We start from the raw sequence: 17,758 nt of genomic DNA, 5'->3' as shown, positions 1-17,758 counted from the left end.
CGAGGCCGAGGCACGAGGGGCCGCCGAGGCGTCCCGGGCCGAGCACGGAAGCGCCCGCTCGCGCTGGCTCGCCGCTCTGGCCGGCGAGCTGGCCGTCGAGCTGGCGGAGGGCAGGCCGTGCCCGGTATGCGGTTCGCCCGAGCACCCCCGTCCCGCGACGCGTCCGGGCGGCGCCCCGACCCGGCAGGACGTCGAGGCGCTGAGCCGGCGGGCCGCATCCGACGAGCGGGCCCTGACGAAGGCCACTGCTGCGTGCGATGCCCTGGCCGGGCACCTGGCCGAGCAGCAGGAACTGGGCGGCGGCCTGACCGCCGACGAGGCCGGAGAGGCCCTCGCCAGTGCGGACGAGGCGGTGCGGAGGGCCACCGGCGCGGCGAATCGGCGCAGGCAGCTGGGCGCGCTCGTCCAGCGGCTCGGGCAGGACGCCGACAGAGCCTCCGGCACGATCAGCTCGCTCGTCGCCCGGCAGGCCCAGCTGGCAGAATCCGTCAAGACCTCACAGGCCGGCATCGCCGAGGACCAGGCCAGGATCCGCTCCGCCCGCGGGGACTTCCCGAGCGTCACCGCCCGGGCCGAGTCGCTCGCCGCGAAGACCCGCTCGATCCAGGCGCTCCAGCGCGCCCTCGAGGTGCTGTCCACGGCGCGCCAGGCATACGCGGCGCACCGCTCCACCGCCCTGGCCGCGATGGCGCAGGAGGGCTTCGGGAACGACCCGGCACAGGTGCGCGAAGCCGTTCTGCCCGACGCGGAGCTGGCGGCCCTGACCGACCGGCTGACCGGCTACGACGCCCGTACCGCCGACCTGGCGGCGCGGCTGGCCGACCCGCGGCTTCAGGCCGCGGCAAGGGCGCCCGAACCCGATCTGGAGGCCCTCGACGCGGCGGCCGAGCGGGCGGAGGAGCTGGCCCGGCAGGCCCAGCAGCGTCTCGGCGAGGCCGCCGGGCAGCTGTCGCGCAGCACCGAGGCCGCCGGACGCCTGAGCCGGGCGCTGTCCGCGTACGAACGCATCGGGCCGCAGGTCGAGCCCTATGTGCGCATGGCAGAGCTGGCCAATGCCACCGGCAAGCGGAACCTGGCGGGCATCACGCTGCCGACGTTCGTGCTGAGGCACCGTTTCGAGCAGGTCATCGACCGGGCGAACGAGCGCCTCGAGGTGATGACGCACGGCCGCTACAGCCTGCGCAGGACGGATGAGCGCGAGGGCCGGGGCCGCCGTCAGGGCCTGGGGCTGGTCGTCGTCGATCATGCGCCCGTCGATACCGAGCGCGACCCGCGCACACTGTCGGGCGGGGAGACCTTCCTGGCCTCGCTGTCGATGGCGCTGGGTCTGTCCGACACGGTGACGAGCGAGGCCGGCGGCATCGAGCTCGACAGCCTCTTCATCGACGAGGGTTTCGGCAGCCTCGACCCGGAGGCCCTGGACATGGTGATGGCCCAGCTGGAGCGCTTGCGCGCCGGAGGCCGCTGCGTCGGCGTGATCAGCCACGTCACCGAGATGAAGCAGCGCATCGCCGAACGGGTGAGCGTGCGGGCCAGGGGCGACGGCACGTCCACCCTCGCCACGACGAGCTGATGCGGGGCGGAGAGCACGTGCGCCCCGCAAACGTTCTTGACCTTGACACCGTGACAAGCCGGAAGGTGGGCACATGCCTGAGGAAGACCCAGCCGCAGCGCGCTGGACCATCGGCCAGTTCTCCAGGATGACGCGGCTGAGCGCCAGGATGCTGAGGCACTACGACCGTCTCGGCCTGCTGCGCCCGGGCGACGTCGACCCCTGGAACGGCTACCGGTACTACTCGCAGGACGAGCTCGGCCCCGCCGTGATGCTGCGCCGCCTGCGGGACGCGGGCCTCGGCCTGGACGAGATCGCTCTGGCCCTGCCCGCGCTCCTGTCCGACGACGAGAGCATCTGGCGCCCGGCGCTGGAACGCCATCTCGAGCGTTTGGAGGCCGAGGCCGGGGAACTCGGGCGCCGGCGCGAGCAGACGCTCGCGCTGCTCCATCACCGAAAGGAACCCATCATGACCACCCAGACCGTTCCCGGCACGACGCTCACGATCCCGGCGCACACGATCATCGCCCGTCGCGGGACCATCGCCACGTACCGGGACGAGGGCGCCCTGTTCGGCGAGTTCGAGACCCAGCTCCACGGGGTCCTCGCCGCCACCGGCGCCGCCCTGACCGGTGATCCCTGCGGGGCGACCTTCTACGAGGACGGCTACGTCGAGCACGACGTCGACGTCGAGGTCTGGGAGGTCGTCGCCGCCCCGGTCGAGGTGGCCGCGCCGCTGAGCTGCCGCAGGGTTCCCGAGCAGACCGTCCTCATGGCCGAGCACAAGGGCTCGTACGAGGGGATCTCCGAGGTCTACACGGGGCTCCTGCACGAGATCGGCGAGCGGGGCCTGACGATCACCGGGTTCTCCTTCGAGCGCTATCTCGTCGGCCCCGCCCACAACCCGGACCCGGGCACCTGGCGCACCCAGGTCTGCTTCCCGATCGAGGGGTGAGGAAGAGGAGCAGCGGGCCGCGCGGTGATTCCCGTCACTGCGCGGCCCGCCCTCTTCGTCGCACGAACCGCCGCCGGACCGCACCGCGCGGCTCGCAGGCGTCACCAGGCAGGGCGAACGGCCTTGTCGAGGGACCCGGTGATCCCGTCCCCCGCGTCAAGGGATTCCCCGGCGCGCTGGCCCACGGCCCTCCCCGGCGGGGAGGGGAGGAGCGGGCCGCTCACCGTTCTCGGACAGGGCGGTGTCAAGTGGTGGGAGCAGCGAGGAGTTGTTGGAAGGCTTCTCGTGGGGTGAGGCATCCGAGGGTGGCCCGGGGTCGTTCGTTGAGTTCTTCGGCGATGGCGGCGAGGCAGGGCCGGTGCCGGGGGATGGGGGTGCCCTTGGGCAGGTACTCGCGGATCAGTCGGTTGGTGCTCCCGTTGCCGCCGCGTTCCCACGGGCTGCGGGGGTGAGCGAAGCAGACCGGTAGCCCGGTCGCCATCGTGAGTGCGGCGTGCCGGGCCGTCTCGCCGCCCCGGTCCCGGGTCAGGGTTCCCTTCATCGACCCGGGCGGCCCGGTGACGCAGTCGATCAGGGCCTCGCGCGCCCTGCCGGAGTCCTTGCCCTCCGGCAGGGCGAGGACAGCGGTGAACCGGGTCGTGCGTCCGACCAGGGTGATCGCCGCGCTCGCGCCCCGGGCGCCGATGATCACGTCGCCTTCCCAGTGCCCCGGCACTCGTCGGCCCCGGGCCGCCTCGGGGCGCTCATCGATGCCGGCCATGCCGATGATCGGGGCGCCACGGTGCCCCGGTCGCCGGCGCGGGAGGCGGCGGGTGCGTTCCGAGGCCGGCACGATCCCGTGCTCGCGCAGCGTCTTCTTCGGCGTCGCGCAGATCCACGTGCGGATCGCCTCGCGGGACGCCCTCGCTCCTCGGGCCGGTGGGGAGCCCTTGCACGGCTCGAGCCTGGCATCGCCGGCCTCGGCCCGTAGCCGGCCGGCGATCTGCCCGGGTGCGCGGGACCGGCGAGGATCAGCCGACACACGATGCTTCGACACCGGATCACCATCGATTTCACGGATCCTCGCGCGTCTGCGCCGCCGTCCGGCCATCGTATCCGCGGCCACGCACCGGTACTGGCCCTGGTCACCGTTGCGTTTCACTTCCCGTGACACCACCGGCACATCCCGACCGATCCGCCGAGCGATCTCCCGGAACGAACAGCCCTCATCGAGCCCCTCCGCGATCGCGGCCCGATCGACAACCGCCAGCACCCGACGCCTCACACCAACACCCCCGACCCGACAAGCACTGTTGCCACGACCCTATGACACCACCCAGGAACTCGGAGAGATCGCGGAAGTAGTTGTACCTCTCCCACGAAGCGCGGTCACCGATCACGTAGAGACGGCGTTCGGCGCGGCTGGCCGCGACGTTGACCAGGTTGACGGTGGATGCCGCCCATTTCTTGGCACCGGGACTGCTCGGGTCCCCGCCCAGGACGAGGACGACGACCGGCGCCTCCCGCCCCTGGGCGGTGTGGATCGTGCCGGCCTGCAATCCGGGGTGCCGGGGTATCAAGGATCTGAGCCGGTCCGCGACATCGCGGAACGGTGAGACGGCGATGACGTCCGATGCTCCGACGCCCTGCCCGGCGAGGTCCCCGAGCATCCTCTCGAAGCGGGCGATCTGGTTCTCCTGGAGATGGCTCCCCGGAGTGGGAGCGGGTTCATCGACCCAGCAGCTCGGTCCGACCACGGGATGGCCGGGCGAATCGAACGGGTCGGGTCTTTCCGGGTCGTCGAGGACGCGGTGAACACCATTGATCATGATGCCGTTGTAGGCGATCCAGTTGCACAGGGAGAACATGGGTTCGTCGCAGCGGCGGTGGACTCTCAGCGGTGCGCCGACCCATACCCGTTCCTCCCCTTGGGGCAGCCATGTGCCGTACCGGGAGATGCGGTCGGCAAGGGTCTGGACGGAAGCCCTGGGCGGGATCCAGGTCGGGGAGATCCGGCGCGTCGCCGCGATGTCGCGCTGCGCCTTCTGCGGGACCGTCACTATGGGCTGAAGTTGAAGCGGGTCGCCGACGGCGACGACGTCGCAGGCCGCGCGGAGCCCATCGAGCATGTCGCGCGCCGTGTTGGCCAGGAGGTCCTGGCGGGCCTGGTCCCAGCCCTTGTGAGGGACGGTGCCGTCGCGCCACTGCTTGAGCCGGGATTGCATCCGCCAGATGCCGTCGACGGGCCGTCCGCTCGCGCCCTTCGTGGTCCTGTCGAACCAGAAGGATGAGTGGAACCTGTCCCGGTTGCGCTTGTTGCCCAGTCTGGCCGCGATGATGCCCCATGCCAGGAGGGCGTCGGTCTTCTGCTCGTCCCCCATCGTTTCCCGGAGCACCGCAGAGGCGATGTCTCCGAAGTAGTCGGCCTTGTCCTGCCAACGCCGGTCCATGGCGTCTTTCACCGGTATCTCGGTGGTCACGTTCTCGACAGCGGCATTGTTGCCCGAGGCGATGACCATTTCGAATCCGGTCAGTTCGGGGCGGAGCCGTGGGACTCTGCGCCGGTATCCATCCCGCGTGTTCCAGGTGTACGGGCCCGGGATGAACGCCTCCCCGGCTCGCGGCAGCGATGCCAGGCGCCGGGCGCGCTCGACCACGTTGCCGGCCAGGATGTCGCGCAGCATCGTGGTCTTCCCAGTGCCGGGCGGGCCGTTCACCCCCATCAGCCCGCGCGAGGGGGCCAGGTCGTTCAACGCCCGGTTGACGGCGAACTGCTGGCTCAGCGCCAGCCCGTGCCTCGGATCGGACGGCCAGCGCCCACGAGGAAGGCGATCGATCAATGCGCCGGTGTTCACGGTCTCGGGGTCCGCCATGACGTCCACCCGGTGCCTCGTGTCCAGGCTGCGGTCCCCCGTGAGGTACGCGGCCGGCGCGCTGCCGGTCATGTCGTCGCCGATCACGTGGTCGCGGACGGTGCCCAGGTCCTCCAGGTAGAAGCTGTTGAGGAAGTCGGTGTCCGGGTTCTCGTCGGAGCGGCGCAGGGGGACGACCTTGGACTCGACGACGATCCCGTCGGTGGAGAGACCGACCACGTCGGCGATGCCCGAGACTCGCTGCGCGATCCGGAGCAGGTCGCGGATCGATCGCGCGCCATGAGCAGGGCTCTGGTGCCGCCCCCGCCCGAGACGATCGTTCTCGTACCTGGTCACGGCATCGTCGAAGATTCCCTGAGCCAGCGGGAATCCTCCCGCCCAGCCGGGGTTCCGGGGACCGGGGTTCTCGATGCGCGCGACGGCCCACAGCGCCGAGGACAGCACTGCTGATCTCGGGACGAGTCGCCCCTCCTGGTCGATCACCAGCCCCGCGCATGCGCTGCGCGCGCTGCGCCGTTCGTCGTATGCGTCCGCGTCGTCCTCGAACACCCGGTGAAGCCGCTCGTAGACATCCTCCAACTCGTAGACGCCCATGTACACCGTGTGCTGCCAGGCCAGTTCCCTGCCATCGCGCGGTTCCCGCCCCGGGGCCGCGGCGCCCCCGCACTGCGCCGGATGGGGCCCGGATCCACGGATCGGCTCCGAGGGCAGGCGGCCGGGGGGAGGGCTCGCGCCGAGGAAGCAGGGGCATCCGCGCCCGGTTTTCGGTGCGGCCGCCGGGGAACCGCCCCCGGGCCGGCGGCTCACACGTGCTCGGCGACGACCTCCAGAACGTGCCGGTACTCGTGACCGGTCGCTCGGCTCATGCCGAGCTCGCAGGTGCGATTGGCCGAGACGTACTCGTCGTACTCGCACTCATTGACCTCGGCGGTCTCCGCGCGGGTGGCCGAGGCCGTCAGCTCCGGGTGCAGCAGGCCCCGGTCGCCGGCGAAGGCGCAGCACCCGGCGTTGACCGGCACGGTCACGTCGTCGCTCACGAACTCGGCGCAGGCCACCGTGTCGTCCACGCAGTCCAGGTGACGCATCGAGCAGCTCGGGTGGATCACGATCGAACCGGCCCTCGATGCCGGCCGGATCCTGTCGAGCACGAACCTGGCCACATAGGTGGTCGCGTCGTAAATCGTGACCTTCCGCCAGTTCTCGGCCGCCGCACCGCTCAGGTGGTTGCCGGTCTCGTGCAGGCCGTGGGTGCAGCTGGCGGCGTCGCAGACCACAGGGAGGCGGCCGTGCTCGGTCGCTTCCCACAGCGAGGCGTACACGCGGCGGGCCATCTCGTCGGCGCCGTCGGTGAAGCCCTTCGAGACCCACACGGTGCCGCAGCACAGCCCCTTGAGGCCCTCGGGCACGCGGGCGTGCAGGCCGGCCCTCTCGACGAGCCGGGCGAAGCTCGCGCCGGCGCCGCCGCCGCGGCTGTGCTCGGCCGGGGCGAACAGGGCGCCCATGCAGCTGGAGAAGAGCACGAAGTCGTCGGCCGGCGTCCTGCGGGCCTCCGGTCTCCTGGGGCCGCCGGCCGGCAGGTCGTCGCCCACGAGCGGAATGACGTCCTTCGGCAGTACGGCGCGGGCCGCCGTCGTCACACCGGTCATGACGGGGCTCGGCACCTTGTCGACGACGTTCAGCGCCGCCTGCAGTACCGACACGACCGGGCCCCAGCCCTTGGCCGCGGCATCCATGACGGCCTTGTACGGGCTGGAGTGGCGGGCTGCGCGGAAGCGCTTCATGAACCTGCCGGTGTCGATGCGCAGCGGGCAGGCCAGCAGGCACAGCGAGTCGGCGGCGCAGGTGTCGACGCCCTCGTAGGCGTAGTCCCTGCGGATGTCGGCAGCGGCCTCGGGCGAGAGCACCTTCATCGAGCGCAGCAGCGCGATACGGCGGCGCGGGGTCTGGGTGAGGTCCTTCGACGGGCAGGTGGGCTCGCAGTAGCCGCACTCGACGCAGCGGTCGATGAAGCCGTCCACCGGCGGCATCATCTTGAAGTGCTTCATGTGGATCCGCGGGTCGTCCGTGATGATCGTGCCCGGGTTGAGCACGGCACTCGGGTCGGCCAGGCGGCGCACGGCCCTCATGACGTCGTAGATCTCAGGGCCCCACTGGCGCTCGACATAGGCGGCCATGACGCGGCCCGTGCCATGCTCGGCCTTCAGCGTGCCGTTGTGACCCAGCACCGAGGAGACCATGTCCTCGGTGAACGCCTCGTAGCGCTCGATGTCGCGCGGATCGTTCCAGTCGCAGGTGACCATGAAGTGGATGTTGCCGTCCTTGGCGTGGCCGAAGATGACGGCCTCGTCGAATCCGTTGGCGGCGAAGATCCTGCGCAGGTCCTCGCTCTGGGCGGTCAGATCGCCTACCGGGACGGCGATGTCCTCCAGCAGGTTCGTCGTGCCGGCCGGGCGCGAACCGGCCACCGAGGTGTACAGGCCGTTGCGCAGCTGCCACAGATTGGCGCGCTCGCGCGGGTCCTTGGTGAAGCGCGGCGGGTCGGCGATCGGCAGACCGCCCAGCACCGAGTTGAGGGCGTCCATGCGCTCGACGAGCTCCTGCTCGGAGTCGGCCAGGGCCTCGATGAGCAGGCCGGAGTCCTCGCGCACGGCGAGGGCCGCCAGTTCGGGGGTCGCCTCGGGGTACTCCTGGACGACGCGCAGGCTGGCGGCGTCCATGAGCTCGAGGCACTTGGCGCCGTTGGCGATGAGGTCCTCCAGGGCGTCGGTGGCCACGCTCAGCTCGGGCGTGATGAGCAGCGCGGTGGCGGCGTGGGGCTGGATCGGGACGGTGCGCAGCGTCACCTCGGCGACGAAGCCCAGCGTGCCCTCCGAGCCGATCATGAGGTGCTCGAGGATGCGCACCGGCTCGTCGTAGTCGAGGAAGGAGTTGACGCCGTAGCCCATGGTGTTCTTCATGGCGTACTGCTGGCGGATCTTCGCCACCGCCTCGGGGCTGGCGCGCAGGCGGTCGCGCTGGGCGGCCAGGCCCTCCCACAGCTCGGGTTCGGCGCGGTGCAGGTACTCGTCGGCGCTCGGAGAGGAGGTGTCGACGATGGTGCCGCCGGGCAGCACGATGACCATCGACTCGACGGTGCGGTACGAGTTCAGCTGGGTGCCGCAGCTCATGCCCGACGAGTTGTCGGCGATGACCCCGCCGATGGTCGCGGCGCGCGAGGACGCCGGGTCGGGACCGAGCTTGCGGCCGTAGCGGGCCAGGTGCGCATTGATGTTGAGGATCGTGGCGCCGGGCTGGCAGCGGACGCGCTCGCCGCCGTCGAGCACGGTGACGCCGCGGAAGTTCTTGCGCACGTCGAGCAGGATCGAATCGCTCAGCGCCTGGCCGGACAGGCTGGTGCCGCCGGCGCGGAAGGTGACGTGCCGGCCGTCGCAGCGGGCCCGCGCCATCACCGAGGCGACGTGGGCCGCATCGGCGGCGGTGATCACCACCTCGGGGATGAGCAGGTAGTGCGACGCGTCGTGGGCCATGCCGATGCGGTCGATCAGCCGGGTCGCGCCGGCCTCCTTGCTGCTGGTGGTGGACGACATCTCGCCTCCTCGGGAAGGGCCGGCCCAATCGTCGACGCCGGCCGTGCCGTTGCCTCTCAGCACCGACGATAGCCCCATGACGCCGAATAGGGACCGGTGGGGTCCGTATTTTCTCGGAAAACTGCTCCCCCGTAGCCAGAACCCGGTGAGCCGCGCTCGGCGGCATGACGAGTCATCCTGCCAGAGGCCGAACGGGCGGGTCGGCGACGCCTGTCGCGGGGCCAAGTGTGCCGCCTGAGCAGATTGGTTGAAGGGTTGTGATCCAGGCGTTTAAGAGAGTTCTGCTGGTCGAGTGGGGTTCATCGCATCGATGTTCCAGCTACTGCAGAAATCCTCTCGTGCCCTGCGCTGACGCAGCGCTGACTCCCGGACGCCGTCTGATCCTCGCCGGACCCGTCGTCGACAACGACGTGCCGATCTGCGAGGCCGCTGCCCGTACCCAGGTGCCTTGGCCCACGGTGAAACACCGGGAAGCGGTATCAGGCCGACGAATCCATGCAGGATCGCTCCTCGAGGCCCCACTACAGCCCGAACAAGACCCCGATCCGGGTAGTCAAGCACTGCGTGAGTCTGCAACTACGATTGCGGGAAGGGCCGGCCAAACCCGGCTCAGCCCCGCGCCCTCAACGCCCGGACGGATCCTGACCTCGCGCTGCCTCAATCGACTGTCGGCCTGTGACCAAGCCACCGGCGAACCGATCCGACGGCGCAAGCACGATCGTCCCGGCTCACTGATCCGCGTCGATGCGGACAAGCCCGGCAACATCCCCGACAACCGGGGGTCGGCACCCCGCCGGCCGGCAGCAGGGCAACCGGAACAGACAAGGAATCCAGAACCACGGAAAGAACGCTTACGACCAGTCCAGACCCATTCACACCTCGTCCATTGCATGACCGACGATCACTCCCGCATCGTCCACTCCCAGTCCCATGACAATGAAACGGCACCGACCGCAGCCAAGATTCTCCGCCCGGGCCTCACCGTCAAGCGTGTGCTGTCCGACAACGACTCGGCCTATAAGCCACGCTCGTAGAGCAGGCCCGCGACCAGCCCGGCATCCAAGTGCAGGAAAACCCGGCCATGCTGGCCGCAGACCAACGACAAGACCGGACGCTCCCGCTCCATTACGCCACACCCACTACCACCCCTCAGCGCCAGAACACCGAAGATCCCCCGGCCAACCGGACCCATTCCCACAGCCACCACAGATCCCCACGGGCGACCGCCTGTGGGAACCCGGCTGACAACGACCTGCAAAAACAACCACCCACAATCCGACAAGCCAACGCCCCCAGAAAGCACACCTAGCCGGCATGCGAGGCACGCGCACCCTCGTAAATGGCGCGTTCGCCCATCGGCCAACAGCCCATGGCGAAATACCGCGTCCAAAGCCTCCAGATCAGCTGCCACTGTTCGCTGGCCACGTCTGCTCGCTCAGCTGGAAGACCGTAATCAACAGCATGGTCGACCGAGATCACTGCCGAGTGGCTCGAAGGAGCATCAATGAGTGGCTCCTTGAGTTTGGAGGCCAACGCCTCCACCTCCTCTTCCTCGCGTCCTTGAGCACGCAGGGCCTCCTGCATCAGTGCCTCGGAACGCGACAGGGCAGCCTTTGCTTGCTCGACCATGAGCATGTTGACATCAGACAACAACGAGGCGAATAGAGTGAAGGAATCGGGATTGACCTTAATGCGTTCTTCAGCCTCAGCGACCGCCGCGACAATCTCCTTCGCACTGGCGGCCGCAGTGCGTTTCCCGTCACCGCCGAGAAACAGCATCTGCGGATCGATCGGTCCGAGATCACCGCCTGGCCCCATGAGAATGTGGTGCGCCCCAAGACACACGATTGTCGCCGCACTCTTGGCCATGTCGGGCACGATCACCGTGAGCTCTCGACAACGCTGCTGCAGCGACCGCACCATGCGTAGAGCCGTCTCCCCGTCGCCTCCCGGAGAAGACAGGAGAAGGTGCAGGTCCTTGGCGGGGTCGCAGTCGAAGAGAAGCTCCTCGAGCACGGTCATGTTCGTGGGCGTGATCTGATCAACCACAACGATGAGCCCAGCTCCTGTGAGCTTTTGGTACTCGCAGATGAGCTCTTGCCGCTCGTACCGATCAGAGTGCTCGGCACGGAACAGCGGGGTGTGGTCGGGCATCAGATCCTGCCCACCACCGGGCGAAAGCTCTTGGGTTTGCCCTCACGAAGCCGCGCCCCCCGGCGACGAGCCTCCATCGCCGCTCGGACCTGGTCCTGCCAGCGGGGCTCACCCTTCCCGTCGCGTTCAGCACGGACACGAGGATCATGCAGCACAGAATCTCCCGCAGTCCCGCTCTCTCTCATCATGTCAATGTCCCCTCTCCTTAGACCACAGCGTACGCGTCAACACCGACAAGAACTCGGCCCGCCCTCCTCGCAGCCGTCTCGCATCCCGTCGCGGATGCTCAGGGCTCTCCGAGAACGGCTCCGGCACCGGGTCGCCGTCGCCCGCCCGCGGCATCCCCGCGCCGGGCCATCAGCCCCTGCGCAGGCGCAGATAGCCCTCGATGAGACCGCGGGTGGAGCCGTCCTGGGCTTCGAGCGCCCGCTCGTCGCCGCTCAGCGCCGGCGCGATCTGCAGGGCCAGCTTCTTGCCCAGCTCGACGCCCCACTGGTCGTACGAGTTGATGCCCCACACGGCGCCCTCGGTGAAGGTGATGTGCTCGTACAGGGCGATGAGCTCGCCGAGCACCCTGGGGCTGAGCTCGGGGGCCAGGATCGACGTGGTCGGACGGTTGCCGCTGAACACGCGGGCCGGGACGATGGCCTCGTCGCAGCCCTCGGCGCGCACCTCGTCGGCCGTCTTGCCGAAGGCCAGGGCCTTGGTCTGGGCGAAGAAGTTCGACATGAACAGCGCGTGCACGTCGCTGCCGCCCTCGTGCAGCGCGTGCGCGGGGTTGGCGAAGCCGATGAAGTCGGCCGGGATGACGCGGGTGCCCTGATGGAGCAGCTGGTAGAAGGCGTGCTGGCCGTTGGTGCCCGGCTCGCCCCAGAAGACCTCGCCGGTCTGGCTGACGACGGCGCTGGCGTCCCACCTGGTCGACTTGCCGTTGGACTCCATCGTGAGCTGCTGCAGGTACGCCGGGAACCGGTGCAGGTACTGCGAGTACGGCAGCACGGCGTGGGACTGGGCGCCGTAGAAGTTCGAGTAGAAGACGTTGAGCAGACCCATGAGGGCCGGCACGTTCCCGGCCAGCGGCGCCGTGGCGAAGTGCCGGTCCATCGTGCAGAAGCCGTCGAGGAGGGCGCGCCAGTTCTCGGGGCCGACGGCGATGAGATCGGACAGGCCGACCGCGGAGTCGACCGAGTACCGGCCGCCCACCCAGTTCCAGAAGCCGAAGGCGTTGGCCGGGTCGATGCCGAACTCGGCCACCTTGTCGAGGGCCGTCGAGACGGCCACGAAGTGCCTGGCGGTGGCCTCCTCGCGGGCGGTGACGGTGCGCTCGATGGCGCCCGAGTTCTCGAGCGAGTTGATCAGCCAGTTCTTGGCCATGCGCGCGTTCGTCATGGTCTCGAGCGTGGTGAAGGTCTTCGACGCGACGATGAACAGCACCGTCTCGGGGTCGACGTCCCTGGTCTTCTCGTACATGTCGGCGGGATCGATGTTCGAGATGTAGCGGCACTCGATGCCGTCGGCCTTGTAGGGCTTCAGCGCCTCGTAGACCATGACGGGGCCCAGGTCGGAGCCGCCGATGCCGATGTTGATCACGGTGGTGATCGGCTTGCCCGTCACGCCCGTCCACCCGCCGGAGCGGATCCTCTCGGCGAAGGCGATCTCCCGGTTGAGCACCTCGTGCACCTGGCCGACGACGTCCTCGCCGTCGACGACGAGCCGCTCGGTGGGCGGCAGGCGCAGGGCGGTGTGCAGGACCGCGCGGTCCTCGGTGGTGTTGATGTGCTCGCCGGCGTACATCGCGTCCCGGCGGGCCTCGAGCCCCACCTGCTCGCCGAGGCGGACGAGGGCGTCGCACACGGCGGGGGTGAGATAGTTCTTGGACAGGTCGACGAGCAGGTCGCCGGCGGTCAGCGTGTAGGTCTCGGCGCGCCTCGGATCGTCGGCGAACCAGGTGCGGAAATCGACGGCCAGCTCGCCGTGCAGCCGGCTGAGCTCTGCCCATGCGCCAGTGGTCGTTGGATCAACAGGGGAGTTCATGGGCCCAGCCTACGGCGCGGACCGGCGTTAATGGCAATGTCCGCAGCGCGAGGCTGCGGACATTGCCGAAGAATTCCCTGCCGATCAGCCGGTGACGCGGGCCGCGCTGGAGGCGCCGCCCATCGAGCTGATGCTGGCGATCTTGACGACATCGCCCTCCGTGGGGGCGTGGACGACCTGGCCGTTGCCGATGTACATGCCGACATGGCCGCCGCCGTAGAAGAAGACGAGATCGCCGACCTGCAGGTCGCTGGTGGACACCGAGGTCAGACCGGCCATCTGGGCGTAGGTGGTACGGGGGATCGAGACGCCGGCCGCCGCGTAGGAGGCGACCATCAGGCCGGAGCAGTCGTAGCCGGAGGGGCCGGTGGAGCCGTAGATGTACGGCTTGCCGAGCTGGGCGAGGGCGAAGTCCACAGCGGCCTGGGCGGAGGAGCTGGAGGCGGTGGCCGAGGACGAGCCGGAGGCCGAGGAGGCGCTCGACGTGTCGGCGTCCGCGGCAGTGGTGGACGCGGCCTTGGCGGCGGCCTCCCGCTCGGCGAGGGCCGCGGCGGCGGCCTTGTCCTTGGCGGCCTGCTCGCCGTCGGCGGCCCTGACGGTGGAGTCGGCGACGGCGGAGTCGATGCCGGCGCTCAGAGCGGCCAGGGCGTCGATGTCGGCGCTCAGGGCATCGGCGGAGGCCTGGCCCTCGCTGACGGCGGTGAAGGCGTTGGCGTTGAAGGCCGTGTCGCCGACACTGGTGGAGGAGGCGTCGCCGGCCGGATCGGTCGTCGCGGCGGCGGGGACGAGAGTGGAGATGACACCGAGGGCGGAAGCGGCCGCAACGGCCGCGACCGGCGCGGCGACCCGACGGTGGTTCCTGCCGATCTTGGTGATCTTGGCGGTGGCGCGGGCCCGGGCGCCGTCAACGGCGTGCAGCCCGGTGATGACCTGCGGGCGGTTGGACTCGATGGCCATGTCAGCCAGGGCGGGCATCACGGCACGGCGCGGGGCGGCAGCGGGTTCAGCGGTCTCGACGATTCCGTCGTTCAGCAGAGCTCGACGTGCAGTCACAGCTTCCTCGTTCCTAGGTTCGCATCAGGGGGCGATCAGTGCTCTCGCACCGAACGGGCTCCACGATACGCGCGTTCCTGAGAAAACTTCAACTTCGGGTTCTCAGGATCTCAGAAATTGACCGGTCCCCCGGTCCGACGGAGCTGCGATGCGCGGCGTTCCTGAGAGAACCAGGGATCCCGGGGCGGCACCTAGGGGTATCTGACTAGCGATGACGGCTCAGCCGCTCGACCACTTCGGCGGCACGCCTGCGCAGCGAGGCGTGATCGCCGGAGACGAAAATCCGCGAGAGGACCGGATCGGTGACATCGGTTGCAACCGCGCCCTCGTTCAGCCACCTGCGGGCGGTCCTGCTCTCCTGGGCGCTGGCGATGAGGCGCGCCTCGGGCACCATCGCGGGCAGCGCCTTGGGGTAGCGGTCCCCCATCACGTCGGCGGGCCTCACCTCGACGGCAGCGATCCCGCGGCGCCAGGCCGCGCGGACCTCGCCAGGGGTGAGCGCCTCGCAGATCACGGGAACACCGCCCTCGCGGAGGACGCCGAGGGCCTCGTCGTCCGGGTCGGGGCACAGCGCGAAGGCCGCGCCCAGCTCGACCGCGCGGCGCGCGTCACCGGCACTCAGCACACCGGCCGCGCCCAAGCAGGCGCGGAAGGCGTACAGGGAGAAGAGCGCCGCCAGGTCGCTCCGGCCGCCGAGCTCGACGGCCACGACGTCCAGCCTCTCCTGGACGAGCACCTCGATGATCGGCATGAGCCTGTCGACGCCCCTGTCGGGCAGGACGACCAGGGCCCGCACGAGTTCGAGTTCGCGCGGCAGCGGCGCGGCGGGCCGTCCGTCGGCCCCGTCCGCTGTCGTCCCGCTCACGCGCCCAAGTCTAGGCGGGTGCACTGGCGCCCCGCGTCCCCGGTCCGGCCGGCCCGCGCTCCTAGACTGGCCGCGATGACCCAGACACTGACCGATCTGCTGCCCGCCGGCCCGCTCGCCCACGACCCGGACGCGCTGTTCGACGCCTTCGAGGGCTGGATGGCCGGCCGGGGGCTGTCGATGTACCCGCACCAGGCCGATGCGCTCATGGCGCTGCTGGCCGGCGACAACGCGATCGTCACCACGCCGACGGGCTCGGGCAAGTCGCTGATCGCCACGGCGGCGCACTTCGTCACGCTCGCCGCGCGCGGCCGCAGCTACTACACGGCGCCGATCAAGGCCCTCGTCAACGAGAAGTTCTTCGCGCTCTGCGAGATCTTCGGCGCCGACCTGGTCGGCATGGTCACCGGTGACGCCTCGGTCAATCCCGAGGCCCCGATCATCTGCTGCACGGCCGAGATCCTGGCCAACATCGCCCTGCGCGAGGGCGCGGGGGCCGACATCGACCTGGTCGTCATGGACGAGTTCCACTTCATCGCCGACCCGGATCGCGGCTGGGCCTGGCAGGTGGGCCTGTCCGAGCTGGGCGGCTGCCAGTTCGTCGTCATGAGCGCCACGCTCGGCGACGTCACCGGGCTGTCGAGGGACATGACCGGCTGGTCGGGCCGGGGCACCTCGGTCGTCGCGGGCGCCGAGCGCCCGGTGCCGCTCACCTACCGCTGGGCCATCACCCCCCTGCACGAGACGATCGGCGAGCTCGTCGAGACGGGCCAGGCGCCGGTCTACATCGTCCACCCCGGCCAGAAGCTCGCGACCGAGCAGGCCCAGGCGCTCATGAGCGTCAAACTCGTCGGCGCCGAGCAGCGCCACGAGATCGTCGGGGCCATCGGCGGCTTCAGGTTCGCGCCCGGTTTCGGCGCCACCCTCTCGAAGATGCTGCGCCACGGCATCGGCGTCCACCACGCCGGCATGCTGCCGAAGTACCGCCGCCTGGTCGAGCAGCTGGCCCAGCGCGGCCTGCTCACGGTGATCTGCGGCACCGACACCCTCGGCGTCGGCATCAACGTGCCGATCCACACGGTGCTGTTCACCTCGCTGAGCAAGTTCGACGGGCGCCGCCAGCGCCTCCTGCGCAGCCGCGAGTTCCACCAGATCGCCGGACGGGCCGGGCGGGCGGGCTTCGACACGATCGGTCACGTCGTCGCCCAGGCCCCCGAGCACCAGGTCGAGAACGCGCGCATCGCCGCGAAGTTCGCCGACGATCCCAAGAAGCTCAAGAGCGTCCGCAGGAGGAAGCCGCCGGAGGGCTTCGTCAACTACACCGAGGCGAGCTTCACCAAGCTCGTCGAGTCCGTCCCCGAGACGCTCCACGCGCGCATGCGGGTGACCAGCTCGATGATCCTCAACCTGCTCGGACGCGACGAGGACACCGGCACGGCCCTGGCCCACATCATCGACGCCTGCGTCACCGACCGGAGGATCCGCGCGCGGCTGCTGCGCCGGACCGCCCAGCTGGGACGATCGATGGTCTCCGCCGGCGTCATCGTCCGCCGCGAGTCGCCCACGCCGGGCGGGCGCCGGTACGACCTCAGCCCCGAGCTGCAGGACGACTTCGCGCTCAATCAGCCGCTCAGCGCCTTCGCCATGGCCGCGCTGGAGCTGCTCGACCCCGGGGCCGAGGGCTACGCGCTCGACGCGGTGAGCACGATCGAGGCCACGCTCGAGGACCCGGTGCCCCTCATGCGCGCCCAGGAGCGCCGCGCCCGGGGCGAGGCCATCGCCGAGATGAAGGCCGACGGCATGGACTTCCAGGAGCGCGCCCGGGCCCTCGAGGACATCAGCCACCCCCGGCCGCTCGCCGACGAGCTCGAGGCGGCGTTCATCGCGTTCTCGGCCACCCGCCCGTGGCTGGCCGAGTACCCGCTGCATCCCAAGACCGTCGTGCGCGACATGTACGAGCGGGCCATGACCTTCGGCGAGTACTGCGCCTTCTACAAGGTGCAGCGCTCCGAGGGCACCGTGCTGCGCTATCTGTCGGAGGCCTTCCGCGCGCTGCGCCAGACCGTCCCGCTGGCCGCGCGCACGCCCGACCTCGACGAGATCCTCGACTGGCTCGGCCAGGTCGTGCGCATGACCGACTCGTCGCTCCTCGACGAGTGGACGCGGCTGGGCTCCGGCATCGACGTCCCCGGCGAGGAGCCCGAGGCGGAGACGTCCGGGCCCGACCGCGCCCTGTCGGCCAACGGGACGGCCTTCCGGGTGCTGGTGCGCAATGCGATGTTCCGCCGTGTCCAGCTGGCCGCCGATGACGACGTCGACGCCCTGGTCGCGCTCGACGCGTCCGATCCGTCCGCGAGCTTCGGCCCCAACGACTGGGATGACGCCCTGGGCGACTACTGGGACGAGCACGACGACATCGGGACCGACGCCGACGCCCGCGGCCCGCAGCTCCTCCAGATCGACGACTCGAGCCGCGTCTGGACGGTGCGCCAGATCATCGCCGACCCCGAGGGCGACCACGACTGGGCGATCACCGCGACGGTCGACCTGGACGCCTGCGACGAGGCCGACGACCTCATCGTCCACGTCGTGCGCTTCGGCCGCGCGGACGGTCCGGCGGGCCGGTGAGCGGGGCCCGCGCCGGGGAAGCATTCGACCGAAGGAGCACGCGATCATGCACACACCGAGATGGGCGGCCGCCGCGGC

At 70.1% G+C, this 17,758-nt stretch carries 10 protein-coding genes; 3 read left to right on the top strand and 7 right to left on the bottom strand.

Annotated elements, in window-relative coordinates; genetic code table 11:
* Both R2N01_RS08455 and R2N01_RS08450 read left to right on the top strand, forming a co-directional pair.
* The coding region (locus R2N01_RS08455) for an SMC family ATPase (RefSeq protein WP_316670277.1) at window positions 1-1,573 on the top strand (1,573 nt) is incomplete at its 5' end.
* Window positions 1,574-1,646: 73 nt separating this feature from the next.
* On the top strand, window positions 1,647-2,507 hold the full coding sequence (locus tag R2N01_RS08450; RefSeq protein ID WP_316670275.1) for a MerR family transcriptional regulator: 861 nt from the start codon (window positions 1,647-1,649) through the stop codon (window positions 2,505-2,507).
* A gap of 244 nt (window positions 2,508-2,751) precedes the next feature.
* Here R2N01_RS08450 and R2N01_RS08445 read toward each other — a convergent pair whose 3' ends face one another.
* From R2N01_RS08445 to R2N01_RS08415, 7 genes are all read right to left on the bottom strand, one after another.
* Complete coding sequence (locus R2N01_RS08445; RefSeq protein ID WP_316670273.1) at window positions 2,752-3,759, bottom strand: IS30 family transposase; 1,008 nt, start codon at window positions 3,757-3,759, stop codon at window positions 2,752-2,754.
* Window positions 3,713-5,953 (bottom strand): AAA domain-containing protein, encoded by a 2,241-nt coding sequence (locus tag R2N01_RS08440; RefSeq protein WP_316670271.1) that lies wholly within the window; start codon window positions 5,951-5,953, stop codon window positions 3,713-3,715. The genes R2N01_RS08445 and R2N01_RS08440 overlap by 47 nt, the downstream gene beginning before the upstream one ends.
* 209 nt (window positions 5,954-6,162) lie before the next feature.
* The gene (locus R2N01_RS08435; protein WP_316670270.1) at window positions 6,163-8,946 is read right to left on the bottom strand and encodes an FAD-binding and (Fe-S)-binding domain-containing protein; all 2,784 of its coding nucleotides are present in this window, start codon (window positions 8,944-8,946) and stop codon (window positions 6,163-6,165) included.
* A 1,305-nt stretch (window positions 8,947-10,251) separates the two neighbouring features.
* The gene (locus R2N01_RS08430) at window positions 10,252-11,100 is read right to left on the bottom strand and encodes an ATP-dependent Clp protease proteolytic subunit (protein ID WP_316670269.1); all 849 of its coding nucleotides are present in this window, start codon (window positions 11,098-11,100) and stop codon (window positions 10,252-10,254) included.
* A 357-nt stretch (window positions 11,101-11,457) separates the two neighbouring features.
* On the bottom strand, window positions 11,458-13,134 hold the full coding sequence (gene pgi / locus R2N01_RS08425; protein WP_316670268.1) for a glucose-6-phosphate isomerase: 1,677 nt from the start codon (window positions 13,132-13,134) through the stop codon (window positions 11,458-11,460).
* 84 nt (window positions 13,135-13,218) lie between these two features.
* Window positions 13,219-14,187, bottom strand: coding sequence for a C40 family peptidase (locus R2N01_RS08420; protein WP_316670267.1), 969 nt, complete (start codon window positions 14,185-14,187; stop codon window positions 13,219-13,221).
* 205 nt (window positions 14,188-14,392) lie between these two features.
* A complete protein-coding gene (locus R2N01_RS08415) occupies window positions 14,393-15,052 on the bottom strand; it encodes a hypothetical protein (RefSeq protein ID WP_316670266.1) in 660 nt (219 codons plus the stop codon).
* Window positions 15,053-15,127: 75 nt separating this feature from the next.
* Here R2N01_RS08415 and R2N01_RS08410 point away from each other — a divergent pair, with 75 nt between their 5' ends.
* On the top strand, window positions 15,128-17,680 hold the full coding sequence (locus tag R2N01_RS08410; RefSeq protein WP_316670265.1) for a DUF3516 domain-containing protein: 2,553 nt from the start codon (window positions 15,128-15,130) through the stop codon (window positions 17,678-17,680).
* The last annotated feature ends 78 nt before the right edge of the window (window positions 17,681-17,758 follow it).

Source organism: uncultured Propionibacterium sp. (assembly GCF_963539965.1).
Taxonomy (GTDB): Bacteria; Actinomycetota; Actinomycetes; order Propionibacteriales; family Propionibacteriaceae; genus Propionibacterium.
Note: the sequence above shows the minus strand (reverse complement) of the source record. Positions and strands in the feature narration are given on the sequence as shown.

Bases quoted from the DNA above. Each gene is read 5' to 3' on its own strand.
- R2N01_RS08450 (WP_316670275.1), top strand. From the start codon at position 1,647: ATGCCTGAGGAAGACCCAGCCGCAGCGCGCTGGACCATCGGCCAGTTC.
- R2N01_RS08440 (WP_316670271.1), bottom strand. From the start codon at position 5,953: ATGGGCGTCTACGAGTTGGAGGATGTCTACGAGCGGCTTCACCGGGTG.
- R2N01_RS08435 (WP_316670270.1), bottom strand. From the start codon at position 8,946: ATGTCGTCCACCACCAGCAGCAAGGAGGCCGGCGCGACCCGGCTGATC.
- R2N01_RS08430 (WP_316670269.1), bottom strand. From the start codon at position 11,100: ATGCCCGACCACACCCCGCTGTTCCGTGCCGAGCACTCTGATCGGTAC.
- pgi (WP_316670268.1), bottom strand. From the start codon at position 13,134: ATGAACTCCCCTGTTGATCCAACGACCACTGGCGCATGGGCAGAGCTC.
- R2N01_RS08410 (WP_316670265.1), top strand. From the start codon at position 15,128: ATGACCCAGACACTGACCGATCTGCTGCCCGCCGGCCCGCTCGCCCAC.